The 26,057-nt window shown below is 42.7% G+C and carries 21 protein-coding genes; 13 read left to right on the top strand and 8 right to left on the bottom strand.

Annotation, left to right across the window (positions count from 1 at the left end; genetic code table 11):
* Nucleotides 1-262: 262 nt before the first annotated feature.
* The 3 genes from FTW16_RS14810 to FTW16_RS14800 all read left to right on the top strand — a co-directional run bounded on the left by FTW16_RS14810 (nucleotide 263) and on the right by FTW16_RS14800 (nucleotide 3,790).
* Nucleotides 263-886, top strand: coding sequence for a helix-turn-helix domain-containing protein (locus tag FTW16_RS14810; protein WP_017064652.1), 624 nt, complete (start codon nucleotides 263-265; stop codon nucleotides 884-886).
* A 446-nt stretch (nucleotides 887-1,332) separates the two neighbouring features.
* Nucleotides 1,333-2,466, top strand: coding sequence for a glycine cleavage system aminomethyltransferase GcvT (gene gcvT, locus FTW16_RS14805; RefSeq protein ID WP_146491631.1), 1,134 nt, complete (start codon nucleotides 1,333-1,335; stop codon nucleotides 2,464-2,466).
* Between the two features lie 262 nt (nucleotides 2,467-2,728).
* A complete protein-coding gene (locus FTW16_RS14800; RefSeq protein ID WP_146491630.1) occupies nucleotides 2,729-3,790 on the top strand; it encodes a S1 family peptidase in 1,062 nt (353 codons plus the stop codon).
* Between the two features lie 123 nt (nucleotides 3,791-3,913).
* Here the strand turns inward: FTW16_RS14800 and FTW16_RS14795 are convergent, their stop codons facing one another.
* Nucleotides 3,914-4,240, bottom strand: coding sequence for a hypothetical protein (locus FTW16_RS14795; protein ID WP_146491629.1), 327 nt, complete (start codon nucleotides 4,238-4,240; stop codon nucleotides 3,914-3,916).
* Nucleotides 4,241-4,441: 201 nt separating this feature from the next.
* On the opposite strand from FTW16_RS14795, the gene FTW16_RS14790 reads away from it, so the two are divergent.
* On the top strand, nucleotides 4,442-4,759 hold the full coding sequence (locus tag FTW16_RS14790; protein WP_017111955.1) for a helix-turn-helix transcriptional regulator: 318 nt from the start codon (nucleotides 4,442-4,444) through the stop codon (nucleotides 4,757-4,759).
* Nucleotides 4,760-4,851: 92 nt separating this feature from the next.
* Here FTW16_RS14790 and arfB read toward each other — a convergent pair whose 3' ends face one another.
* Nucleotides 4,852-5,262, bottom strand: a complete 411-nt coding sequence (gene arfB / locus FTW16_RS14785; RefSeq protein ID WP_004730912.1) for an alternative ribosome rescue aminoacyl-tRNA hydrolase ArfB — start codon at nucleotides 5,260-5,262, stop codon at nucleotides 4,852-4,854.
* 87 nt (nucleotides 5,263-5,349) lie between these two features.
* On the opposite strand from arfB, the gene FTW16_RS14780 reads away from it, so the two are divergent.
* Nucleotides 5,350-5,955, top strand: coding sequence for a beta-phosphoglucomutase family hydrolase (locus tag FTW16_RS14780; RefSeq protein WP_146491680.1), 606 nt, complete (start codon nucleotides 5,350-5,352; stop codon nucleotides 5,953-5,955).
* A gap of 35 nt (nucleotides 5,956-5,990) precedes the next feature.
* On the opposite strand, the gene FTW16_RS14775 is transcribed toward FTW16_RS14780, so the two are convergent.
* The 4 genes from FTW16_RS14775 to FTW16_RS14760 all read right to left on the bottom strand — a co-directional run bounded on the left by FTW16_RS14775 (nucleotide 5,991) and on the right by FTW16_RS14760 (nucleotide 12,083).
* Complete coding sequence (locus tag FTW16_RS14775; RefSeq protein WP_146491628.1) at nucleotides 5,991-7,895, bottom strand: diguanylate cyclase; 1,905 nt, start codon at nucleotides 7,893-7,895, stop codon at nucleotides 5,991-5,993.
* 236 nt (nucleotides 7,896-8,131) lie between these two features.
* The gene (locus FTW16_RS14770; protein WP_146491627.1) at nucleotides 8,132-9,880 is read right to left on the bottom strand and encodes a formate--tetrahydrofolate ligase; all 1,749 of its coding nucleotides are present in this window, start codon (nucleotides 9,878-9,880) and stop codon (nucleotides 8,132-8,134) included.
* Between the two features lie 293 nt (nucleotides 9,881-10,173).
* Nucleotides 10,174-11,478 carry an inosine/guanosine kinase gene (locus FTW16_RS14765; RefSeq protein WP_146491626.1) on the bottom strand — a complete coding sequence of 435 codons (1,305 nt, stop codon included), beginning with the start codon at nucleotides 11,476-11,478 and terminating at the stop codon, nucleotides 10,174-10,176.
* Between the two features lie 128 nt (nucleotides 11,479-11,606).
* A complete protein-coding gene (locus FTW16_RS14760; RefSeq protein WP_146491625.1) occupies nucleotides 11,607-12,083 on the bottom strand; it encodes a CreA family protein in 477 nt (158 codons plus the stop codon).
* A gap of 248 nt (nucleotides 12,084-12,331) precedes the next feature.
* Here FTW16_RS14760 and FTW16_RS14755 point away from each other — a divergent pair, with 248 nt between their 5' ends.
* The 5 genes from FTW16_RS14755 (at nucleotide 12,332) to FTW16_RS14730 (ending at nucleotide 20,316) form a co-directional block, all read left to right on the top strand.
* On the top strand, nucleotides 12,332-12,826 hold the full coding sequence (locus tag FTW16_RS14755) for a hypothetical protein (RefSeq protein ID WP_146491624.1): 495 nt from the start codon (nucleotides 12,332-12,334) through the stop codon (nucleotides 12,824-12,826).
* A 60-nt stretch (nucleotides 12,827-12,886) separates the two neighbouring features.
* On the top strand, nucleotides 12,887-14,695 hold the full coding sequence (locus FTW16_RS14750; RefSeq protein WP_146491623.1) for an HD domain-containing phosphohydrolase: 1,809 nt from the start codon (nucleotides 12,887-12,889) through the stop codon (nucleotides 14,693-14,695).
* Between the two features lie 354 nt (nucleotides 14,696-15,049).
* Complete coding sequence (locus FTW16_RS14745; RefSeq protein WP_146491622.1) at nucleotides 15,050-15,775, top strand: HAD-IA family hydrolase; 726 nt, start codon at nucleotides 15,050-15,052, stop codon at nucleotides 15,773-15,775.
* Nucleotides 15,776-16,126: 351 nt separating this feature from the next.
* Nucleotides 16,127-17,227 carry an efflux RND transporter periplasmic adaptor subunit gene (locus tag FTW16_RS14735; protein ID WP_186728073.1) on the top strand — a complete coding sequence of 367 codons (1,101 nt, stop codon included), beginning with the start codon at nucleotides 16,127-16,129 and terminating at the stop codon, nucleotides 17,225-17,227.
* Between the two features lie 5 nt (nucleotides 17,228-17,232).
* A complete protein-coding gene (locus tag FTW16_RS14730) occupies nucleotides 17,233-20,316 on the top strand; it encodes an efflux RND transporter permease subunit (RefSeq protein WP_146491619.1) in 3,084 nt (1,027 codons plus the stop codon).
* A 145-nt stretch (nucleotides 20,317-20,461) separates the two neighbouring features.
* Here FTW16_RS14730 and FTW16_RS14725 read toward each other — a convergent pair whose 3' ends face one another.
* Together FTW16_RS14725 and FTW16_RS14720 are read right to left on the bottom strand one after the other, a co-directional pair.
* Complete coding sequence (locus FTW16_RS14725) at nucleotides 20,462-21,886, bottom strand: methyl-accepting chemotaxis protein (protein ID WP_146491618.1); 1,425 nt, start codon at nucleotides 21,884-21,886, stop codon at nucleotides 20,462-20,464.
* A 148-nt stretch (nucleotides 21,887-22,034) separates the two neighbouring features.
* The gene (locus tag FTW16_RS14720) at nucleotides 22,035-23,258 is read right to left on the bottom strand and encodes an aromatic amino acid transport family protein (protein ID WP_146491617.1); all 1,224 of its coding nucleotides are present in this window, start codon (nucleotides 23,256-23,258) and stop codon (nucleotides 22,035-22,037) included.
* Between the two features lie 446 nt (nucleotides 23,259-23,704).
* On the opposite strand from FTW16_RS14720, the gene FTW16_RS24810 reads away from it, so the two are divergent.
* The 3 genes from FTW16_RS24810 to FTW16_RS14710 all read left to right on the top strand — a co-directional run bounded on the left by FTW16_RS24810 (nucleotide 23,705) and on the right by FTW16_RS14710 (nucleotide 25,954).
* The gene (locus FTW16_RS24810; RefSeq protein ID WP_017059831.1) at nucleotides 23,705-23,833 is read left to right on the top strand and encodes a hypothetical protein; all 129 of its coding nucleotides are present in this window, start codon (nucleotides 23,705-23,707) and stop codon (nucleotides 23,831-23,833) included.
* Nucleotides 23,834-24,007: 174 nt separating this feature from the next.
* A complete protein-coding gene (locus tag FTW16_RS14715) occupies nucleotides 24,008-24,619 on the top strand; it encodes an ACP phosphodiesterase (RefSeq protein ID WP_146491616.1) in 612 nt (203 codons plus the stop codon).
* 57 nt (nucleotides 24,620-24,676) lie between these two features.
* On the top strand, nucleotides 24,677-25,954 hold the full coding sequence (locus tag FTW16_RS14710) for a DEAD/DEAH box helicase (protein WP_146491615.1): 1,278 nt from the start codon (nucleotides 24,677-24,679) through the stop codon (nucleotides 25,952-25,954).
* Nucleotides 25,955-26,057 lie beyond the last annotated feature (103 nt).

Below are 26,057 nucleotides of genomic sequence, written 5' to 3'. Positions count from 1 at the left end.
CCCAAAAAGTTCGGGTAAAAACAGCTCTTACAAATGTTAAATCTATCATTTGCTGCAAGCTGAAGTAGCATCTCTTCATCTAACAAGTCGATAACATAGCTCCGATAAAATCAATTTTCAACAAAAATTTCCAATAGGAAACAACTTTTCTGGTTTTGCTACAGGGAGCACGCTTTATTTCTCTGTGTGCTCTTTAATCAACAAAGCGCTTCATGCAACAATGAAATTAATAGACAGGAAGCAAGAAATTAATGAGGGACCTATGTCAGAAGACATTTATGATGAGTACCCATCTTTAACGTTGGCGAAAGAGACGTTAGACCAGAATATCGAACCACTTAGGCTTGGCCAACGTATTAAAGATATCCGCGGCAAGCTTGGAATTACATTAGAAGAGGCAAGTCAAAGAACAGGCTTAGCTCGCTCTACGCTCAGTAAAATCGAGAACGAACAGATCTCGCCAACGTTTCAAGCAATGCAGAAGTTGGCGATGGGGTTGCAAATAGACATGCCACAACTCTTTGAACCGCCAAGAAAAAAAGTGGCAACAGGACGTCGAGACTTAACCAAGGCAGGCCAAGGTAAACCGCACCCAACACCGACTTATGAGCATGAACTGCTTGCGACTGAGCTTTCTAATAAGAAGATGATGCCGTTTAAGAGTCGAGTGAGAGCACGTACTTTTGAAGAGTATAACGATTGGGTGCGTCATGACGGTGAAGAGTTCTTAATGATCATCTCTGGGGATGTGATGTTCTACTCAGAATTCTACGAACCTGTGCCTATGAGCGAAGGCGATAGCATGTATTATGATGCCAATATGGGCCATATGCTGATTTCCACCAGTACAGAAGATGCACTCATTTTGTGGGTGACAGCAAAATAAGTTAACAAACTTAGTATTTCTTATAGTGAATGCAAACGTTTGCTTTTGTTTCGAACGTTAGCCAATAGACGCGATATTGATGTGAAAATCATCAATATCGCGTTTTTGTATGTATCTATAAATTGTTTTTAAATTGTTAAATGTCACATTTTGAGCTGTTTTAATCTTGTTAAGGGTGTAAAACTCACTCAGGCTTGTTTATTATAGTGAACACGGTTTACTCATGTTGATTGAAGTTTACTGAAGTGAATTCTTAGAAAGTGAGTTGTATGGGATTTGTACAGCTATTCATATTTATAAAGCAACAATATAAGCCTATATAAAAGACAACACTTTTTACTATCTACTGTTTCTAATGTTAATCCGTATCGTTAGAAGCGACTCTAAATAGAGATATAAGCGGCAGACTCGGTTTGGAAAGCCTGCAACGCTTCATGGAGAAGAAAATGACTCAAGAACACGCTAATCAAGACCTATTAACAACACCACTGCATGCACTTCACGTTGAAGAGGGTGCAAAAATGGTTCCTTTCGCTGGCTACGATATGCCAGTTCAGTATCCACTAGGTGTTAAAAAAGAGCACCTACACACTCGTGATGCTGCCGGTCTTTTTGATGTTTCTCACATGGGGCAACTTCGTCTTCATGGAGCGAACGCCGCTGCTGTCTTAGAATCTTTGGTTCCTGTAGATATTATTGACCTTCCTTCTGGTAAGCAGCGCTATGCGTTCTTTACTAACGAGCAGGGCGGCATTATGGATGACCTTATGGTTGCAAACCTAGGTGATCACCTATTTGTTGTTGTTAACGCAGCTTGTAAGACACAAGACATCGACCACCTTACCGCTCATCTTCCTGCAGATGTAGAGATGGAAGTGATTGATGACCGTGCACTATTAGCACTTCAAGGCCCTAAAGCGGCTGAAGTTCTTGCTCGTTTCCAACCGAGTGTTGCAGACATGCTGTTCATGGACGTTCAAAAAGTTGATGTAGACGGTGTTGAATGCATCGTAAGCCGTAGTGGTTACACAGGCGAAGATGGCTACGAAATCTCTGTACCGAACGATCATGCTGAAGCACTAGCTCGTAAACTAACGGCAGAAGCTGAAGTAGAGTGGATTGGTCTTGGTGCGCGTGACTCACTTCGCCTTGAATGTGGTCTTTGCCTATACGGTCACGATCTAGATACAACGACAACACCAGTAGAAGCTAGCCTTCTGTGGGGTATTCAAAAAGTGCGTCGTACTGACGGTGAGCGTGCGGGCGGTTTCCCAGGTGCTGATATCATTCTTGAGCAAATCGCGACTAAAGACGTTCAACGTAAGCGTGTTGGCCTAGTGGGTCAAACTAAAGCTCCTGTACGTGAAGGTGCTGAGCTGTTCGATGCGGAAGGAAACAAAGTCGGTGTGGTAACGAGTGGTACTGCTGGTCCTAACGCGGGTAAGCCTGTTTCAATGGCGTACGTACGCACTGATCTTGCTGCTATCGGTACAGAAGTATTTGCTGAAGTTCGTGGTAAGAAGCTACCAATGACAGTAGAAAAAATGCCATTCGTACCTCAACGTTACTACCGTGGCTAATCTCTTTTAAGATAAACCACTAAGCTAACTGAAAGCCTATCGTTCACTTCTCTGTATTGAGATGTCAAACGTTAGGCTTTTTTGTTGTTGGAATAGTATAACCTTCTGTATTACAACTCAGTTCGGTTACTCAAAATTAGTTTATAAAATGAGAGATGTGGCCATATCGTTACAAATACTTACTATACTGTTGGTTGTGACGTGTTATGGTGGCAATTCATCATTTCTGTAAATAAGTAGTAGGGGTTACAAGGAGTTATCTATGAATGTGAACCATAAATTGAGTCCGGTTCGTAAGGCCGTTGTTGGACTTTTAGCGCCATTGATTTACACATCAAGTGTTATGGCAACGGAAAACTCGGTCGAAAGTACTCCTGACGCGAGCGTAACACCTTATATCGTGAATGGTAGTGACGCTTCAGTGACTGAATTTCCTTCAATGGCGAGCTTGTTCATTGATCGTATTGATTACGATGGTGTTTATTCTACCGGCCCATACTGTGGAGCAACCATTTTAGACCCAAAGCATATTTTAACGGCTGCGCACTGTATTTATGGTGATGAGGAGGGACAGTTATTTACTACTGTGGTTCCACAGCTCGAAGATACGTCTCAATTTCCTAATGGTAATGTTCAAAAATCGCGTGTATCCGAAGTTTACTATCGCAGCGACTACTCAAATGCGTTGAGTGATCTACTACGTAACGATGTGGCTGTCCTAAAGCTTGAAAGTGCACTTAATATAGATTCAGTGAACGATGTTGTTAAGCGCCCAAGCTCCGACGGTTACCGTAGTTCTTTGGAGATGTTTACCGCTGTTGGTCATGGCGATACACGTTCAGGGTATGACGCTACTACCTTATTGCAAAAAGCATCTCTTAATTACGTAGACAACGCGACTTGTGCAAATGCCTTTATTGATGGTTCGGTATTAACGGATAATCAAATTTGTTTTAATGGTGACTACAGCGTATTTACTGGTCTTTATAATGGTACTTGTCAAGGTGACTCTGGTGGTCCAGTCTATTGGAAAGATGGTGCTGACTATCGACAGGTTGGTATCACGAGCTTTGGCCCGGACACATGTGGTGGTAATTCTGCGGTGACCTCTGTATTTACAGAAATCTATGATTATAGAGATTGGATCGATAGCGTTATTGCAGGGAATGAAACCGCTAAGTTTGTTGCAACAGACGCCAAACGAACGGCTTATGTCAATGCACGTACTTCGTCTGGTTCTGGTAGCAGCGGGGGGAGTGTGTCGTTTGGCTTACTAGGCGCATTGATGTTACTAGGTGGGTTTAGAAGAGCTACCTCTCGTTAGATTGATTCCTCATGTTAGTTAAACAAACAGCCAGTCATTCAATAATGATTGGCTGTTTTGTTTTGGTCTGGTCTGTTTGTTTAAGCCGTTGAGAGTTTTGCGCTACTCGTTGATACTAATTGATTAGACGCATAATTCAGTAGATGCTTTTCTACTGTATCTTTCGATAATCTCATCCATCTCTTTTATTGCATCATTGATGCTTTTGATGCCACCTTGCGCGACACCTTTTTCGCTTGGGTTCAATGCAGAAAAAGCCCGTTTTAATTCCTTATCTTCCAACATGTTCCCGTGCAACAACACTTCTTTGTAGGTGAGTAGCCTATGCTGTACCGCGATAATTTGACTGCGGGTATTCTCTGATTCTAAAGCGTGCTTTATGCAAGGAAATGCCAATGTATAACGATTCGCAATTTCCAATTTGACGTCTTTGTTATTCGCAATTTGCAATTTTTATTATTTCCCAACACTTGAGTAATCAAGTTTGTTAGCCTGTACGTTCACGACCGCTCTAAGTGTCAAAGTTTATGAAACGTAACGTTTTTTAATGATCGAATAATATGCCTTTAATGGCGTATGTAAACCGTTGCGAGTCAATATGGTCTGCTTCTTGCTGAAATTAGGTCATAACTGTCTATTGAGGATAAGCTTATGTCACAAGAACCCATAATAATGGCGCTGATTGATCGCAGAAAGCTCGCCAATTTGTCGCAAGAAAAATTAGCCTCAAGTGCGGGAATGAGTTTAAAAACCTATCAAAGGATTGAACGTGGTGAAGCTGACATCAAAATGTCTCAGTATCGTTCTATCACCAGAACCTTAAAAGTGACGGATTTGGATGTCGTGCTTGATATTGTTGGCGCATCACAAGCTACAGCAGAAGATGTTGCAGCGGTCAGTCGTTTACTGACCAGCGAAGAGAGAATGTTGTTGATCAAACTGATTTTGTCGGTCAAAAAACAGCCGTAGCGATTTGGTCTAATAGGTATCGTTTTTGCTCAAGCAAATAGAGTTAAAACGGTTGTTTGCTAGGTGGTGTGTTCACTGATGACATGAAACTATTATTCTACTCTTCCGCGCAGTTGCTTGGTGGTACTTCTTTGCTTTTTACCTTCTAAACGTCTTTTCTGAGAGCCACGCGTCGGCTTAGTTGCTCGTCTTACTTTTTGAACCTTTGTCGCTTCCAGGATCAGTTCTTTCAAACGCACCAAAGCATCATCACGGTTTTGTTCTTGAGTTCTATACTGCTGCGCCTTAATGATAATCACACCATCTTTAGTAATGCGGCTATCTTTGTGTGCGAGGAGCTTTTCTTTATAGAAATCAGGTAGGGTGGAGTGCTTGATGTCAAAACGTAAATGTATCGCGCTCGATACTTTATTGACGTTTTGGCCGCCGGCTCCTTGTGCTCTGATCGCAGTTAGCTGAAGTTCCCAGTCTTGAATCGAAACAGAGTTAGATATTTGTAACATAAACATCCATTTTGAACGGTAATATGGGGTCATGATACTGAATATTGGTTATGGTATCAGTAATTTTCTTAAAGAGTGGTAGTAGTGATGAAAATAGATTTAACGGCGTATGAAGGATTAATCTTTGATATGGACGGTACGTTGATCGATACAATGCCAGCACATGTCAAAGCATGGCAGCAGACGGCAGAAGAGTTCGGCTTTCACTTCGAAGCATCTTGGCTGCACAGCTTAGGTGGAATGCCGAGTTATAAGATAGCCGATGAGGTGAACAGTAAATACGGCTTATCGCTCGATCCACAAGCTGTTTCAGCGTTTAAGATGGCATCATTTGCCGCTATTGAAGATAAAGGCGATATCATCCCGTGTACTCATTCTCTACTGTTAGAAAATCTAGGAAGTAAGAAGATAGCTGTCGGGACGGGGAGTCAACGTAAAAGTGCGGAGCAGCTATTAGATAAAACGGATATCCTGAATAAGCTCGATATCCTAGTGACAGCAACAGACGTTAAAAACCACAAGCCAAATCCAGATACTTTCTTAGATGCGTGTTTTGGTATGGGATTACAACCAAAGCAGTGTGTTGTGTTTGAAGATACCAATCTTGGTAAGCAAGCCGCTCATGCCGCGAACATGGATTGTGTTCTTGTAGTTGAGGGGAACAAGTTAGAATTTTATCCAGCTCCAAGCTGATCGGTTGCCTAGCAAGGAGATGCCATTGTCTTTTGCTAGGCTATTTCGCTCATCTCTTTGTCTAGGAACAAGCATACGTTGTTTCTACCTGCCGCTTTAGCTTCGTATAACGCTAAATCGGCGCACTTGTAATTAAGTGCTGGATCATTTGTTACGTTAGTAATCCCACCGCTCACGGTGACCACGTTGTCGAGTTCAAGGCTGACAGCGACTCTCAGCCTATTTAGAACGTATTCTGCTTCTTCAGTTGTTGTGTGAGGTAGAATTACGCCAAACTCTTCGCCACCAATGCGAGCGACGAAATCAGTTTCACGGCATTCACGTTGAAGTACTTGAGCAACTGTTTGAATGACTCGATCACCATAATCATGCCCAAACCTGTCGTTTATGCGTTTGAAGTAGTCAATATCCAAGATGGCTAAACAAGATTGTTCGCGAGTAGGGTAACGATTAACACGAGAACACTCATCTCGAAGTTCAAGGTCAAACTTTCGTCTGTTCCAACACCCAGCTAATGCATCTTTCTCACTTAGGTTTCTAAGTTTGTTTTCAAGTTCTTTGTGTTTACTGATGTCGACAAATGACGCGACATAAAACTGAATTACACCTTTAGAGTCTTTAATGGTTTGGATGCGCAGTATTTCAGTGATCAAAGACCCGTCTTTGCGGCGGTTGACCACTTCACCTTCCCAAACTCCGGTCTTAGTGATAATGCTCCACATTTTGATGTAGAAGTCTTGATTGTAGCGGCCAGAGGCAAACATAGATGGTTGTCGGCCTTTTACATCTTCTAACTCATACCCACTAACACGAGTGAACTCTTGGTTTACTTTGATGATTCGGTTGTTTCTGTCTGTAATGACTAAAGCAGACATACCATTCATGGCGGCCTTTGCGAGTTGGCTATCTATGCTGTTTTTTTTATGGTTTCTGTTCCACAGAACAAAGCCTGCGGAGATCATCGAAATTAGGAAAGATAAGGTGATGATCTGAACGAAAATCGCTTGTTTTTCTTGTCGGTATTGGCTGTTAAATTGCTGGTTTTCAATATGAAGAACCATGTAAATAGGGCCTTCAAACTGCTTTATCTTAGGGCTGATGTCGGAGTGAAAATACCAATTCTTACCATCAAAATAGCTCGATGATGAATTGCCTTGAATATCTTTCCACAGAGCAGGGTATAGCTTTGCGTATGTTTTGTCGGCGCGCGACTCAATCACATGGCCAAATGATTCAGTCGGATCTGGCCCCATAATGACATGCCCGGTTTTGTTGAGAATGACTGGGACTGCTGCTGATGTGCCAATCTGGTAATGTAATCGCTTATAAATCTCAAGCATGTTCAGGTTCGCAATGAAGTAACCAACAATACTGTCGCCTTCAGCTACGGGGGTCATAATTCGAAGTGCAGGAATCAAAGGGCGGACAATTTTGCCGTTTTCGATTTCAAGATCAATGCCTTTAGAGCTGACATCTCCAATCTTTAATTTTTTTAGTGCCTGATAATAATCACGCGAAGATTTATTTTGCAGTTCGTTATCCGGAACTACCGTGGCTTGGCCGTCTTTGTAGTTAACACGGTAGACTTCGTTACCATCTAGATCTAGGTAGCGTAGCTGAGAATAGTATTTTTGGCCACGCGCTAACATGACCCAAAGATCTTGTAGTGTTTCTTTGTGGATGAGTGACGGATTTTGAACTGCACGAAGTAACGTTTGAGAGTCTGCAATAGAAGGGACAGAGTTAGAAATTTGCTCCACGATAACGGCGAGTTCATGAAAGCTGTATTCAATCTGATTTTGGCTCGATTGCTTGATATTTAGCGTATGCTGAGCTTCAACTCTGTCAAATTCAGAATTGATATACAGGGCAGGGACTAATCCTAGAGCGAATATGGTGCATAGAAATTGGCTGACTAGTTTTTTTATACTCGTATTCATCACTGTCCTTAAAGAATCAGCGCAATACTATATATTTTATAGGGTTTTTAATGTGATCTTGCCCCAGAACTTAAGATAAGATGCGCATATAACGACGATTTTAGTGCAACTTTTTGCACTAAAGCTTGATTATTGAGCAATCACTTCGTATTAAAATCATTGCTCAATTGATCGATACAGTCTGTAATCAGAGCCAGTTAATCGCGATTTTTCGCAGTTTATCTAGCTAAGAGCATCTAGCTCAGGCCGATAATATTTCCATTACTATCAATATCTAATGACATGAAAGCCGGTTTGTCGGGTAGGCCAGGCATGGTCATTACATTTCCGCACAGCGCGTAAATAAAGCCGGCGCCCGCACACAGTTTTAGCTCTCTAACGGGTACGTTAAACTGAGTTGGTGCACCTTTTATATGTGCTTCTGTAGAGATCGATAGAGGTGTTTTTGCCAAACAAACTGAGAGGTCGCTATAGCCGTGTTGATTAAACTCAGCCAGTTGTTTTTTCGCCAGTGGCGATAGCGAGATACTTGCTGCGCCATAACCGACTTCAGCGACAGCCATCAGTTTTTCTTCTATGCTTTGCTCCGAGTTGTATAAAGGCTTAAATTCACTCTCACTTTGGCATGCTTTTACCACGGCATGCGCCAACTGAGTCGCGCCTTCGCCGCCTTGACCAAATGCTTCACTCACTTCAACGCTAACGTTTGAATCAAAGTCAGTGATCATCTGTTTCAATGCTTCTAGTTCTTGAGCTGAATCTTGCGGGAATCGGTTAATCGCAATAACTGTCGGTACTCGGTATTGCTTTACGTTATTGATATGCCATTTCAGGTTCTCAAAACCCGCAATAAGCGCGTCTTGGTCATCACTAAAGATTGACTCTGGTAACGGAGTACCCGGTCTCAAATCGTATAAACCAGAATTGGCTTTTAAGCCACGCAATGTTGCGACAACGACAGCACAATCAGGCTTCTTGTTGGATGCTTTTACTTTGATGTTGCACGCTTTCTCAAAACCCATGTCTGAGCCGAAACCACCTTCAGTTACAACAAAGTCACTCAGCTTTAATGCTATCTTGTCGGCAATAATGGAAGAGTTACCGTGGGCGATGTTTGCGAAAGGCCCTGCATGTATGAGGGTCGGTACGCCTTCTAGGGTTTGCATCAATGTAGGCTCGATAGAGTCCTTCATTGTCACTGTCATTGCGCCCGCTACGTTGAAATCATCTGCGGTCAATGGCAAGCCTTGTTTATTGTAAGCAAGTACCACTCGTCCGATACGCTTTCTTAAATCTTGAAGATTATCAGCTAGAGCAAGAATAGCCATCAGCTCTGAAGCGGCTGAGATATCAAATCCATCTTCTCGCTCAAAGCCATTAATTGTTTTGTCTGCTTCGTTCTTGCCAACCGTGATCATGCGCAATGCGCGATCATTATGGTCGAGCACACGCCGCCAAACGATTCTACTTGGGTCGATATCTAGTGCTTTTAAGCCTGAGCGCACTTCAAAGGCTTCTAACCCTTCACGCTGTTCATGATACAAACGCGCATCAATGGCGGCAGAAGCGAGGTTGTGAGCGGCCGTCACAGCATGAATGTCACCCGTCAGATGTAGATTTAATTGCTCCATAGGAGCGACTTGAGAGTAACCACCACCCGCAGCGCCACCTTTTACACCAAATACCGGGCCCATTGAAGGTTGGCGAATGCAGGCCATGGAAGATTGGTTAATCTTTGCGAGGCCTTGTGCTAATCCAATAGTGGTGACGGTTTTGCCTTCACCAAGAGGCGTTGGTGTGATAGCCGTTACCACGACCAATTTACCATCTTGTTGGTTGACGAGGCGTTCAAGTGATGTGAGAGACACTTTAGACTTGTATTGCCCTAATGGCTGATGTTCGTTGTGGTGCAGGCCTGCTTGCTTGGCAACCTCACTGATGTTTTTAAGGGGAGTAGAGCGACAAATATCAATATCAGACAGCATATTTGATCCTTATATCAGAACCGAAAGGTGGTACGTAAACGTTTGCGTGGCGATGGTACTGTATAAATTTGCCAAGTAAAGGCAAACCACACGAATTATGTGCTGGAAAATGACAGATCTCAAGAGTCATTGCGCGAGATCAAATCTTAAACGAGCAAAATATTCGAACAGATTACCCTCAGCTGCAGTTATATTAGTGTCGAATAAAAAAAGGGCTGCATATGGCAGCCCTTTAGGAAAAGGTAATCTAGTTAGGCGCTAACCTCAATCAGTCAGCAATCCAATATGGTCGGTTAACGATCCCAATATGTTTCTTCTAAGCTATCTTCGCGTTCAGGTAGTGCACGAGAAAGGCGAGGAGAGTGCTGAGTCAATACTTCGTAGCTTACACGGTTTGCGTACTTACAAATTTGAGACAGTGAAGAGTAAGTTAGACAAGCGTGCTCGTGTTTCTCAGAGTTTGGTACATTCACGTGGTGGTAGCTGTTTGCTGCCATGTCGTGTAACAGTGCTGAAAGTGCACCATCACCAGCACCATTTGTGTTCTTAATTTCAAGTGGGCCACCGAGGTAAGGGCCAATATGAGAATACACTTTTACTGGGTCTTTGCAGTCTTGCTTACGCATAGCGCGGCTAAATTCGTATTTATTGAATTCAGGGATATTACCCGGTAACAATGGCAGTGTGGTTTCGCGTTTCGCTGGCTCGTCAGTGTAACCTGCCATGTATAGGCCAATAGGACCTGCAGTACATAGAACTAGGTCAACCCACTCAAGTGCTTTGTTAGCAGCTAGCAGAGGATCTTTTTCGCCTGTTAGCGCTTCACCTTCGTCTTCGTTCATCGCGACGATGGTTACGTTTTCTTTCAGGTATTCTTGCCACCATTCAGCGTTACCTTCGATCACATATTTAGTACCAAGCGTAAGTACAACAGGCACATTGTGTGCTTTCGCATATTCAATCGCTTTTTGTACCGCTTTTGGCATCGGATCTTCAGGTTTGCCACGCATTAAGTATGACGACACAACCAATGCAGAAGCTTTCTCGAACACTTTTTCAGGAATGCTTTCTGGAAGTAGTTGGTTCATGTGGCCTTCATTGATTGCAAACGTACGTTCGCCATCTTCAGAAATCAGCGTGTAGCAGCGACCAATTGGACCATCAACAGTTTGAAGGTGGTTTAGATTCATACGAGAAGAAGTACGGCACAGATAACGGTAGCCGAATGAGCCAACTTCAATCTTCTTAGACATAACGCCAAGCAGTACAGATTTGCTGTCTGCAAGTACAGAATAGTTGTGCAGTGTGTTGCCGATAGTATCGCCAGGGTATTGATGCGTGATCAAACCGCGCGCAACTAACTCTTCATACAGCGCATCTGCTTTACTTTCTTCCAATACCAGTGAGTGACCTTTACTCAGCTCGTATTTTTCTAGGAACTCGTTGTCAACACGGGCCTCGATATCAACAATCGTTTGGCCAACACCGACAATCGTTGCGCGGTGAAGCTTAGGTGTTTGTTGAATTTGGTTGACCAACGGATCACGTGCGTGAGTTGGAAAGTAGTGCTTAGATTTACGCTGTCCAGGAAACTTCATATGAAAAATACAGTGAAAAAATTTTGCCGCATGATATCACATTTTGTTTCTGTTTCTTTCATTTTTATTACATTTTGAATCACCTGCACAATGAGTGTACAGGTGAATAGTCTTACTTTGGCTTGAGGCTATTCAGCGGGAACAAGCGTTGCTGGATCTACGTAAGCCTCTGTACCCCAAAGCGGAACAGTTGAAAGGCTATGTTTGAAACTGCCTTCCGTTTCTTTGGTGGTGTAAGACAAGTAAAGCAGTGACTGATTCTCTGCATCGTAGATACGACGGACCTTCATTGTTTTAAAGAAGATACTTTTTGACTGCTTGAATACCACTTCGCCTGATTTGCTCTTGTCTATTTGAGCTATCATTTCTGGTGTAATTTCACCTGTTTGGCGACAAGAGATAGAGCTATCGCTTGGATCAGAGAGACTTAGGTTTGCTTCGATTGATGCGATATGACAGGTAACACCTGCGATCTTATCGTCATCTAATGAAGACATCTTGATATCCTTCATGGTGAAGAAACCCAGTGAGACGTCGCCAACCTCATTGTCTGAACAGCCAGCTAACATTGTGATGATACCTGCTGCTATTAAGGCTTTTTTCATAAGAAGTCCTTTTTATTTATATAGTTCTGTTTACTATAAGGATATTGAAAGCTTGAGTACGAGTGTAGAGCTTTTCGTTAAGTTCTTAAAGGGTGTTGTTGGATGATGAAAAAGATGAGGCATTTAAAGTACTTGTTGGCCTTGGTCATGCTCTGTATGCTTTCTGCTTGTAGCTCGGCACCTCAGCCGACCCTATGTCTTCCAAATAGCTGCGATATTTGGGGATACTAACCGTAGGTACTAAAAGAATGAATAACGAAATACCTGAAATAGCACATAAGAAAAATCAATGGCTGTTTAGTCAGCTCGACATTGCTTACCCCGCAAAAGAAAGCCTCCTAGGTCGTGAACTTTATCAAAGCAAACTCCCATCCAAGTCATACCAACTCCTAGCTCAAGATCAAACGCCTTCCCAAATAGATGAACTGCATAAAGTCGATTTCCATAAACTGACCGTTCTGTTCTCGCTTAACCAAGCCAGTGTGTACCAAGATGAAGCCGAAAGGGCGCACATGCTTGAGTTCTTGAGCCAAATTATGCTGTCTGATGATCATGTTTTATATATTGGTACTCAAAGTGGTGAAGTGGTGGCGAGTGCAATTGTCACAGCAGTGGAAGGTTCGCTGTTGATATCGGACGTGGTTGCTGGGAGTGGTCAAAGTATCAACGACTTTGCTAAGCAGTTACACGATTTTTGGGTACAAGATCATGCTTCTTGCGATAAAGTGTGGATCGAGAACTAAAGATTCTTTGAGAAAGCGTTAATCTAAGTACAATACCCCATCTTATTTAAAGGGTATTGTATGTGCAAGCTATTGATATCAATCGCTGTATTGTGTATTAGCGCTTATTCTTCACTCAGTTTTGCTAACGACTGGGATATCAAACGCATCCTAGTTTTACACTCATACGAACCTTCTTACCAATGGACCGCTGATTTCCAAAAAGGGATAGACAGTGCGTTCAGCCAATCTCAAACCGAAGTTAAACTCTCGATCGAGTATTTGGATTCAAAGCGTATCCATAGCCCTGACTACTACGGCTCTCTCTCGAACTATTTGAAAGTTAAATATGCTGGTTACGAATTTGACGGTGTAATTGCTACTGACGATAACGCAGCCAATTTCCTTGAATCATTAAGCACTTTAATTGATCGTTCGACACCAGTGGTGGCCGTTGGGATTAATGACACCAGTACAGATATGTATGCAGTATCTGACAGAGCAACTGTGCTTTACGAGAACGATCAGATAGACGTAAATATCCAGCTGATTTCTAAACTAAGACCTAATCTAAAGAATCTCTATTTCATAAATGATTACAGTGTCACTTCTGAGCTGATCCGCAAAGAAATGAATATCAGGATGGCCAAATTCCCAAATATTAATTTGGTAGAAATACGCGATCTATCACTCGAGCATACAAGCCAATTTTTGAAAGGAATTTCTGCGGACGACGCAGTTTTACTTAGTCACTACAACACCGAGTTGAAACAAGGTATCTATCACACTTATCAAGAAATTGCGGACACTTTGTCTACGGCAAGTGCAGCTCCTGTGTTTGCTTTGTGGCAGTTCTACATTTCAGGTGATGTACTCGGTGGGTATGTTAACCATTCACAAAGTATGGGTGAAGAGGCTGTCGATGCACTCGATAAGTACCTTCCTCTTGGTTTTACGACACCGTTGACCCCCGGAGACAATAAACGTTTTGTATTTAATTACCTTGCAATGAAACGACACGGGATTAGCACAAACGCTTTGCCAGATGAGGCTGTATTTATTAACGAGCCTTCATCTTTCATTCGCAAAAATTTTCAGTTGTTATTGGGTTTATCGCTGGTGATTGCGGGTTTGAGCCTGATTATTTTGATGCAATTTGTCACCTTGCGTCAAAAGAAAGAACTCGCGAAAAAGAACAAACGAATTTTAAAACTTCAGAAACAAACGCTAAATATTCAGAAAGATATGATTCACGTTTTAGGGGAGGCGATTGAAACTCGCTCCGGTGAAACCGGTAATCACGTTAAGCGTGTTGCTAAACTATCGGCATTGCTTGCTAAGCAACGTGGCTTAAGCCATCGTGAGGTCGAAATGATTGAGATCATTAGCCCGATGCACGATGTGGGTAAGATTTCAGTCCCAGAATCAATTTTGGATAAACCAGGTAAGTTAACCGATCAAGAGTGGGAAGTAATGAAACTTCATACTACTGCAGGTTATAACTTATTAAAGAGCGGATCTGGCGATATTACGAATTTGGCTGCAATTATTGCTAACGAACACCATGAGCGTTGGGACGGTACTGGATATCCTAGTGGTAAGGTGGGGGAAGACATTCATCTGTTTGCTCGTATCACGGCAGTTGCGGATGTGTTTGATGCGCTACTTAGTACTCGTTGTTACAAAGAGCCGTGGCCATTAGAGATGGTTGTCGATTTGTTCGAGCGAGAAAGTGGCTATCAATTTGATCCTCAGCTTACTAAGCTTTTATTGAACCACTTACCAGAGTATGTTGCTATCCGTGATTCGTATCCAGACACAGGTAGTATTGAGCTGGTTCCTATGCCCGTGACCGAAACTAAAGTTTCGAAAGAGTCGACTATTATTTAACGGTCTTTTTCTCATTTATCTTCGTTCCATGCTTAGTCATCTTGATATAAATAGGTAATTGAGCGGGTTCTTATATCTCTAGTTCATCTGCCTGTTATCCTTCGTACCATTCTCTATCGTAAATTTATATTTTCAACTGCAGTTGGGCTAACTTTGTATACCTATCAAGGCTTGACTTTATAGAAACCTTGTCAATTTGGTGAAAACTGTTGCTTATGCTGAGTCATAAAGTGATCAACTGCATATTTCGCGAAGTGAAATAAGCTTGTGTCGGTAAAGTGTTACCTTAATCATCTCGACATTTCACATAACCCTATAGGATAAGGCATTGAATTCAATGTGAGTGAGAGAGCTATGCGGTTAGAACAGACTAAATGTGTAATTTTCGATTGTGACGGGACACTCATCGATAGCGAAAAGCTATGTTGCCAAGCCTTGGTGAATGTATTCTCTGGCTTTGGGGCGAAGTTAAACGTTATTGATTGCTATGCCCACTTTCAAGGTGGAAAATTGGCTGACATCTTGATGGATACACAAGAACGTTTAGGGTTATCTATCTCGATTGATACACTTGAACCACTTTATCGCACTGAATTAGAAGCACTGTTCCAACGTCATTTAAAGCCGATGGATGGTGCTATTGAGCTTATTGAATTTCTAAAGAGACAAGACATTGAGTTTTGTATCGCTTCTAATGCACCGAAATCTCGAGTGGAATCTTCTTTAGCAATGACCGGAATGCTCGACGACTTTAAAGGCAAAGTGTTTTCTGCTTTCGATGCTAATAGTTGGAAACCAGAGCCTGATCTTATTATGTACACCGCAATGAATATGGGCTTTCTACCTAATGAGTGCATCTATGTAGATGATACTTTGAAAGGAATTGAGGCGGGTGTTCGTGCGGGTATTCAATCGTTTCGATTACGTCCAAGTATTGATGAAGCAGTCGTAGATCCCGAAGCCGGCTCAACAGAGCTAGCAGTTCAGGATATCTACAGTTTGGAAGAGATTTCGGTTTGGATTAATGGCAAGCACTGCTCAAGTGGTGGTATATCGAATTCTGCAGCTTTGGTGGGGTAGAGCCTAGTGAAAGGCTGATTACCTTACTAAATTGTTTTGTGTGGAAACCACAAGATGCGCAAGTGAACTTTTCTCCACTTTCTGAAATTAGATATTCGTCGTGTTGGCATAAAGGGCATGTAATATCGTCGGTGTTTGGTGCTTCTGTTTTATTCATTATGTGTCACCTGCAGCAAGAGGGTAAGCGAAAAAGACCCGTTCAATTAGATTACCCCTAAGCTCGAATATTAGACAGTTCTGACACCTCATAATCTCCCCTTTGCGACAAACTTCATGGTAATGATAATAGAATAGTTAAATATTATACGGTTTGATATGCTGGTATGGAGTACTGTAACTTTGGACCATCCCGTGAAATCTATTGCTCTGTTATTTATTGTCTTTGCCCTAACGGGATGTAAGCAACAAACTGCTATATCGGATTCTGACGCAACTAACCCCATTCGTAGCGTCAAATACATAACCACTGTCTTTCAATCACATACGCAAACTCGTGAGCTTAGCGGCATAGTGCGCAGTGCACAAACGTCTCCTTTGAGCTTTCAAGTGGGGGGAACGGTCAGTGAGCTTACTGTTTCTAAGGGGCAACGTGTTGAAAAAGGGCAAGTGCTTGCTCGACTTGAAACGAATGATCTGGTGTTTGCGTTACGCAAAGCAAAGGCGTCATTAGGAGCGGCAAAAGTCGCTAGGTTGCAAGCCGAAGATAAGTACCAACGTTCTGCAAAATTGAGTATTAAAGGCTTTGTATCAGAATCTGAACTGATCGCAATTCGCGCAGACTTAGATGCTAAGCAGCAACAAGAGAACCTCGCTCAAACCGACTTGTCGAATGCCGAGCTGAACTTAGAGCGTGCCAAACTATACGCGCCATTTTCGGGTCAAGTCACTCAGCTATCTGTTGATGAATTTACTAAGGTCAATTCTGGGCAGAAGATCATTGAACTGGTTAACGATTTTGTCTACGAAGTTGATTTATTGGTACCGGAGTCATTGATCTCTGAGGTTTATTTCGGCGAAGAAGCTAAGGTCAAAATCCCTGCACTAAATGACGGCCTATTAACCGGCATCGTCTCCGAAATTGGTGCCGTGGTTGAAAGAGGTAATGCGTATTCGGTGACATTACAGCTGAGTGAGCCAAAGGTTGAATTGCGAAACGGCATGTCTGCTGAAATTCAGCTCAATATTGGTACTGAAAATCATGGCGTTGTTTTACTTCCTATCGATTCATTTAACTTCAACGATCGCGATTCAAGCTCAGAGAGAAACAATGCTGCAATCTTTGTAGTGAATCCAGAACGTCATGTGATTGAAAAACGTTATGTTGAAATTAATCGCAGTGTCAATACTCAAGTTGTCGTGATCGGAAACCTTTTAGAGGGTGAACATGTCGTCACTGCGGGCATTCCTTATCTTTATGAAGGCCAACAAGTCACTTTGTGGGAAGGCTTGTAAGTATCATGCATAAAATTACTGAACTCGCCCTGAAATATCATAGATTTACGCAAGTGTTCTTGGTAATGCTTTTTGTTATAGGCATTAGCACCTTTAAGAATGCGCCAAGCAACGAAGACCCGGAAATTATAATTCGTAGTGCTGTCGTTATTGCACAATTCCCGGGTATGTCACCAGACCGTATCGAGAAGTTCATCACTAAGCCCTTAGAACGAGAAATCAAACAGATCCCCGAAGTAACAGAGATAAAGTCCTGGTCACGGACTGGGGTTACACAGATTACCGTTACCGTTCATGATAAGTACTTCGATCTACAGCCTATCTGGGACACGCTTCGAAATCGTATGGACAGTATGAAATCAAGCTTACCAGATGGTACACAAGGTCCTTTTGTCAACGATGAGTTTGGTCGTGTTTATTCGTCTACGATTGCTCTTACTGGTGATGCTTTCGATGACCAAGAGTTGAGAAAAACGGCTGAAGCATTACAGGACCGATTAAGTAGTGTTCAAATGGTGTCGCAAGTTGAACTCTATGGCGTTAATGAAGAGCGAATTTGGGTTAACGCACGAAGTGGTGCATTGGCCAACGAAAAGTTTCAGTTTCGTCAGATCGTATCGGCACTTCAGGCTCGTAATGTTGTGTTACCCGGTGGTTTAATTGAAACAGATACTTTGCAAATCGAGATTGAACCTACAGGCAACTTCAACAGCATAGATGAGATTCTCGATCTTGATTTGATCGAGCGAGAGTCCGGAAACTCGGTTTACTTGAGAGACTTGGCCGACGTTGAGCGTGGTTATGAAAACCCATTTAATACACCCGTTTATTTCAATGGCAGGCGCGCGATTGTCATTGCTGCGTCTATGGCGTCAGGTAGCCAAAGTGATGCTTTTGGTGCTGAAGTCTTGGAGTTTATTGAATCTGCTCAAGCTGAACTGCCGTTAGGTATGAATTTAGAGCTCGCGACTTTTCAACCAGAAAAAGTTGATGAGGCAGTGAGTTCCGCAACCAATAACCTAATGCAAACCATTGGTGTCGTACTAGCCGTTGTGATGGCGTTTCTCGGTGTAAGAATGGGGTTGATCATTGGCAGTATTGTTCCGTTAACCATACTCCTTACCGTTATTGGGATGTCGATTTGGGGTGTTGAACTGCAAAGGATGTCTATTGCAGCGATCATTATTTCACTCGGTTTGCTGGTAGATAATGGAATCGTAATCGCAGAGTTCATCAAAAGTAAAATGGCTGAAGGTGTCGACCGTGTTGAAGCGGCAGTCTCGGCATCGAAAGCCATGGCAGTTCCGTTGTTAACGTCATCATTGACGACGATATTGGCCTTTATGCCCTTGTTATTGGCCCAAGATGTTACCGGAGAGTATCTACGATCTTTGTCACAAGTGATTACTGTAGCGTTATTGTCTTCGTGGTTTCTGTGTTTATTCGCAACTCCGGTTATGTGTGTTTGGTTCATGAAACCAATCAAACAAATAGCACATGACGATAGGCAGCGATCGCTTTCTCGTTTTCATCTAGGCTACCGACGCTTTATCAGTACTATTTTAAGCATGCGCTTAGTCACTTTGGCCGTGGTGCTGAGTATCTTTGCTGCCTCGATCTATAGCTTCAAGTTCGTCACTGTACAGTTCATGCCAGGCTCAGAGCGAAATCAGTATCTCGTGTTTGTCGACCTTCCAGCAGGGACTAAAGTTGAAGAGTCTGAAAGGGTGTCCGCGAGACTTGAAGATTGGTTGTTGGATAACGAACAAAACCCGAACGTCACCAGTACTATTCGATATGTAGGAGACGGTGGGCCGCGCTTTTTCTTAGCACTTTCACCAATCGATAGAGCGCCTAATCGCGTTTTTATGGTTGTTAATACAACAGACTACAAGGCCGCGTTGGCGATGGTTAATAAAACCAACCGTTTTATTGTCGAACAGTTGCCAGAAGCGAGTGGGCAAGCCAAACGAATGTGGTTGGGGGGAACTGAGTTGGGATTGGTTGAGTACCAAGTGGTGGGTAAAGACATATCGACCATCCAGCATATTGCAAAACAGATTGAGTTAACCTTGCGACAAGTACCCGGCGCCGTTGGAGTCTCGAATGATTGGGAAAATAACGTCCCTAAACTTATTCTCGATATAGATCAAGCTCGAGCGATTCGTGCTGGTGTGAGTAGCCGAGACATAGCCACAAGTTTAGACAGCTACTTGCGTGGTAAAGAGGTCACCAGTTTTAGAGAAAATGAAAATGTGATTCCAGTTATCGTTGGTGCAGAAGATAAAGAGAAAACCATCGACAAGCTCTTTACCAAACAGATCGTATCTTCAACTAATGGTGAGGCTTTGCCGCTTATTCAATTTGCCACCATTAAAGCAACCAGTGAACCTTCGATCATTCGTCGTTTTGATTTACAAAGAACGGTGACTGTTAGTGTGAAGCATGAAAGCTTACAAGCGAGTGAACTTAACAAGTTGGTTCAACCTAAGCTTTCTCAGATTGAGCTTCCACCGGGCTACCATATAGCGCTAGGTGGGGAACTTAAGGGTGCAAGTAAAGCTAATGGCGCTTTGTTTGGGTATTTGCCCCAGTGCTTCGCTGTGATGATTTTGTTGTTGCTGCTTCAATTCAATTCTATTCGTCGACCGCTGATTATACTGCTGACGATTCCACTGTCTTTGATTGGGGCTGTATCGGGCCTATTGATTACTAGCGCGTATTTCACGTTTCCTGCGATGCTCGGTATTTTCAGCTTAGCGGGGATCATTATTAACAACGGAATTGTGCTGATTGATTGCATTGAACAGAATCGTAATAACGAGATGAGTGTACGTCGCGCCATTATTGAAGCTTGTACGAGTCGCTTTAGACCTATTGTTATGACCACGCTAACCACCATACTTGGACTCGTGCCGTTAGCGGTTTCTGGCGGTGAGTTTTGGTATTCAATGTCGATTGTGATGATTTTTGGAATGGTAGTCGGCACTATTCTGACACTCGGTGTAGTGCCTGTGCTTTATAGCTTATTCTTTCGAGAATCAGTGAAAGAACCCAATAAGAGAGGGCTGGTGTTGCCCGCTTACTGAGTCAATTCACTAATTAAGCTAGCTCTGTGGGCTTACTAATTAGTTAAAGAAAAAGGACTCATTTGAGTCCTTTTTATGTTGCCATACTTAGTTTTTAGGTGCCATTTGACGAAACAAAACAGATTGAGCTGAATGTTAATCCTAATTAAGTGCGGTATCGCGCCAACGTTTGAGACAGAGAAACCGATGCCTCTGTTAGCCTAGATACACCATTTGACGAGTTTTGAGCCACTTCTTTAATCACATCAGATTGACTGCGAATATCGTTAAGTTCTGCTGCAATGGTATTGGCTACGTTGCTTTGCTCGTCTGCCGAAGTTGCGATTTGAATACTCATATCCATCAGCGCTTGAGCTGAATCTGCAATAGAGTTTACATCGTGACCAATGTCTGAAATCAGCTGGCTACTGGTTTGCGCTTGATCAACCGTTTGTTCGGTGATCTTCGCGATATTTTGGCTCTCTTGTTGTAAGCGCTCAATCATCGCTTGGATCTCTACCGTTGCTGACTGAGTGCGACTTGCCAGTGTTCTTACTTCATCAGCAACGACAGCGAAACCACGTCCTTGTTCGCCTGCACGAGCCGCTTCAATCGCGGCATTCAGAGCAAGTAAGTTAGTTTGCTCTGAAATAGCGTTGATCGTCGTGATGACTTCGTTAATTTGGCTTGTGTTTACATTCAAGCTCGTAACAGAAGAAGAGGTTTGCTCAATTAAAGCAGAAAGAGTCGTGATCTCTGAAATTGCTTGTTGAACCTTTGCGTGGCTATCGTTGATCTGCTGTGCGTCTTGTTCAGTTTGCTCTGTTGAGCGTGCAGAAATGTTAGATACTTCATTCGCTGAAGCCGTCATCTGATCCATTGCAGTAGCAACAGAATCTAAAGATGCGTTCTGGCTCATGATTTGAGTCTCACTGCGCTTCATCTCTGTTTCGAAAGAAGCTGACGTTTCACTTAGGGTTGCTGCACTGTGGTTTACGTTGTTGACTAACTCACTAAGGGTGTCCATTGAGCGGTCAAGAGCACAACCAATCGTTCCAAACTCGTCTCGGCCAGGGTGGAAGCCAAGGCGTGATGTTAAGTCACCATCACCAATCTTTTGTGTCGTTGAATAAAGAACCCAAAGTGCGCCGCCTAGGAAAGTCGCTACCCAGTAACAAAAAAGACCAAAAGGAACACACCATAAAAAACTGAGTAATATAGAGTAAAGTGCTTGCTGCTTTTGATTCTGTATATCTTTAGTTGAAACGGTAAGTGAGTAGTAGTTACCATCCTGTGCAAGTGCTGTTGCAGTCACCGAACCATTGTTTGAAAGAGAGGTTTTTTGAGGGCTGCTTTGTTGACTAACAGAGCGAAGAGAACCGGGGGAGTCTGACGCTAATAAAATGCCTTGCAGTTGATGTTCAACCTGCTGTTTAGCACTAGTATCGATTTGTTTAATTGTGTTGACGTAGTTGAGGCCAGCAAGACTTGCCACTGCGGCGACAAAGATTAAGAAAATGACCCAAAACTTGTCGTTAATAGACATTTTAATAAACAGTTTGTCTATCGTTCGAAATTGTACTTCTTTCATAAAAACTCCACGGTAAATCCTTTACCGTGGACTCTAAATAACCGACCCTAATAAAAATGTGATATCAATCGACTAATTGTGAAAATTAATGATACCAACATATCGTTTATGAGATCTCAATCAAGTATTTTTGTGCGGTATGGATTTGTTAACCTAGAGAAGGCAATAGCCCTACTGAAATAAGGACTTGAACCGCAATGATAAACACGCCAACGCTACCTGCTAAAAACAGCGCTTTGCTTCCACCTAACACTTGGTACGTCGCTTCTGGAGCTTGAGGTTTAACTGAGAAGTCAGTGTAACGGACCTTGTATACCATGACTGTCGGCAAAAGAATCGCGAGTACTGAAAGTGCAATGGCTGCATAGCCTAATGCCATTATGAAACCTTGTGGGTAGAACAGGGCAAAACCTAATGGCGGTAAGAAAGTGATAGCGGCCGTTTTAACACGTTTAGCACTGCCTAGTTTCTTGCTTAACGAATCGCCCATGAATTCAAATAAGCCCAAGCTCACGCCAATAAAAGAAGTCAGCAGTGCAAGATCCGCGAATACACCGACGATGACGCTTAAGTTTGATTGATGAACGGTTTGCGATAGTGATACTAAAAGTGCCCCCAAGCTTGTATCGGACAACAATTGTTCTTGGCTAACCACACCCAAAGTAACACTCTGCCAGAAAACGTAGATAACTAATGGTAGGGCAGAGCCTGCAATCATAACCTTACGTAAAGAACGAACATCGCCGTCTAGGTATCGAACAATAGATGGGATACTGCCGTGGAAGCCAAAAGAAGTAAATACAACAGGAATCGCTGCAACAATCAAACCTTGCTGTAAAGGCATGCTTAATAGGTACTGAGATGTAATGTTTGGTGCTAGGAAGCTGAGTACTAGTACCATTGCAATCAGTTTGAGTCCGAATAAAACACGGTTAACTTTATCAACACTGTGAGTACCAATCGTAACAACGCCGGCAACTAATAGGGTAAATAGTAGTGTGGTGATTTGACCATTGAGTTCGATACCCGCGATATCCGAAATACGTTGGTTAAACTGCGCACCACCGCCCGCGATGTATGCAGCGCATAGCGCGTAAAATAGGAACATAACAGCGAAGCTCGCAATCCATTTACCTTTTGTTCCTAAAATGGTGTGAGCTAAAGTGTGTAGGGTTGCGTCAGATTCTGCAAATTGGTGAAGCTCTACCATTAATAGAGCCGTAAAGGCCATTAATGCCCATAAACCAAGCATCAAGAAAAGTGAAGTTGAAAAGCCAATGCCTGCAGAAGCAAGTGGAAGGGCGAGCATGCCAGCACCGATGGTTGTGCCTGCAATGATCAAAGTACTACCAAAAACCTTTGATTTATTCATTGTATATAATTCTTTACGTTAGGGGGTGTTTTGATTGTAATTCTTCTAGCTTAAGCGCATAAACCCAAAGAATATCTCGATTTTGAAGTATTCTGATTGAGTTTAATGCCAAATGCAATGCCTAATGTAATTAAAAATATCCACTGTAAATTTATACTTACACATAGAGGGTGTAACAGCATTGAACTGACCAAAGCAAACGTTTGACCATGATCGGCTTCAAAATTTGTAGAGTAATTTGTTGTACTTGGTGTAAGGTGGCAGTACATATGTCGTTCGCGTATACCCCTTTAGCGTAAAAAGCGCTAATGATCGCGAGTAGCTTCAAGCTATGAATATGGAATGGGTAGAGTAGAGTGCTTTCATCAAAGTGACATAATATAAGTCCAAGATGGTGCACTAGTTAATCGGACATCATGTCCACACTAAGGAATAGAGGGGGCACTATGAGTGACCAATCTTACAATGACGAAAGTCTTGAGTTGTTAGATGCTATGGAAATTGGCATCGATTTATCTGACTATGAACAGACGGTTAAACAATTAGCAGAAGAACTTTTTAAGTCTTCAAACTAGGCGTTACCTGAACTAAAGGTTTCTGTAGTTCAACGTTCTCAAATTAAACAATTCTTAAACTGAGCAAATCTCATTCGCTCACACGTCATAACAAAGCTATCCTCATTAAAGTTCGCGAAGATAAACGAGTACGTTTACCATGTTACTTAGTTCTCGATACTTTAATGAGGTTCAATGAACTTTCTCGCACACCTTCACATCGCCAAGCATTGTAACAGCAACTTAGCAGGTAACCTGTTGGGTGATTTTGTTAAAGGCGACCCCAATAAACAGTATTCGGATTCACTTTCTGACGGCATTAGGCTTCATCGATTTGTTGATAGCTATACTGATCGTCATGATGTATCTCGTTCTGCTAAATCGCTGTTCTCAGACCAAACACGACGCTTTGCGCCTATCGCACTCGATGTATTTTGGGATCACTGCTTAGCCAATCATTGGGCTCAGTTCTCGCAGCAGACATTAGAGCGTTTTTGTTTAGATAGCCATCAACAGATCTTTGAACATCAAGAGCTGCACTGGCCTGAGAATTTCATTACGATGCATCAAAAAATGGCAGAACAACGTTGGTTGGAAAGCTATCAGGACATGTCATCTATAGAGGTGGTATTGCAAAGAATGGCACTGAGAAGGCCTAAGCTCGGTATGCTCGAAGCATGTTACGATGACCTCGAGCGTCACTATAATACGTTGCAGTGTCACTTTGTTGAGCTTTATCCCAACGTTTTAGAAGAAGCAAAGCAGTTTAATGCGCTTCAAATGAAGAAAAATCAAAAGGAAAGGTAAACAGCGTAATGCAGGTTTGCTACAATCCGCGCCTATTTAATCTTTGAGCATCATACTATGTCTGAATCTACTAAATCTTTTAACCAACTAGGATTGTCTGAGCACCTTCTTGCTACGCTATCAGAGCTTAACTTTACGGCTCCAACCAGTGTTCAAGAACAAGCGATTCCATTGGTATTAGAAGGCAAAGACGTACTGGCTGGTGCTCAAACGGGTACGGGTAAAACGGCTGCGTTTGGTTTACCGATTATCCAAAGATTAATCGAAACAAAAGACAACGTTATTCCGAACCCTAAGCTCGTTCGCGCGCTTGTGCTAGTACCAACACGTGAACTCGCACAGCAGGTGTTTGACAACCTCACTAGCTACGCGAAGGGCACTGAAATTAAAGTGGTTGTAGCGTACGGCGGCGTTAGCATGAAGGTTCAAACGGATAACCTACGCGGGGGTGCAGATATTCTTGTTGCTACACCTGGTCGTCTTATCGATCACATGTTCACTAGGAACATCATGTTGAGCCATACAGAAGTACTGGTGCTAGACGAAGCAGACCGTATGTTGGATATGGGGTTCATGCCTGACATCAAACGTATCCTTTCTCGTATGAATGAAGTGCGTCAAACGCTGTTCTTCTCTGCAACGTTTGATAACAAAATCAAAGCGATTGCACATCGTATGATGCAGAAGCCAAGTGAAATTCAAGTTACGCCAAAAAACAGCACCGCTGAAACCGTAACACAGATGGTTTATCCGGTTGATAAATCGCGTAAGAGTGAACTTCTGGCTTACTTGATCGGTTCAAAGAACTGGCAACAAGTGCTGGTATTCACTAAAACTAAGCAGGGTACCGATGCGCTAGTAAAAGAGCTTAAACTAGACGGCATTAAAGCGGCATCAATCAATGGCGATAAGAGCCAAGGTGCGCGCCAAAAAGCATTGGATGATTTCAAATCGGGCAAAGTGCGAGCGTTGATTGCAACGGATGTAGCAGCGCGTGGTATCGATATTCAGCAACTAGAACAAGTTGTGAACTACGATATGCCATTTAAAGCAGAAGACTACGTTCACCGTATTGGTCGTACAGGTCGTGCCGGTAACAGCGGTTTGGCAATTTCATTGATGAGCCAAGACGAAGCCTACCTATTGGGTGACATTGAGCGACTACTGGATACACGCTTGCCTCAAGAGTGGTTAGATGGCTTTGAACCAAGCCTTGAAAAAGACCTTGCACCTGATCGCAGTGGCCGTAGCAAGAGTCGTTCATCGGAAAAACGTAAGATGAAAGCAAAGCTTAAGATTCATCAAAACCGTGGTAAAGCGAAAGCACGTCGCTAATTCTTTTGGTGGTTGATGCTTATCGCTTTATTGACGTGAAGGCATCAATCTAATCCAATATAAAAATGCCCCATTACTGTCATTCAGTAATGGGGCATTTTCG

It is taken from the genome of Vibrio sp. T20 (genome assembly GCF_007858795.1).
In the GTDB taxonomy this organism is placed as follows: domain Bacteria; phylum Pseudomonadota; class Gammaproteobacteria; order Enterobacterales; family Vibrionaceae; genus Vibrio; species Vibrio satsumensis.
The sequence above is the reverse complement of the archived record's forward strand: the minus strand, read 5'-3'. Positions and strand labels throughout refer to the sequence as shown.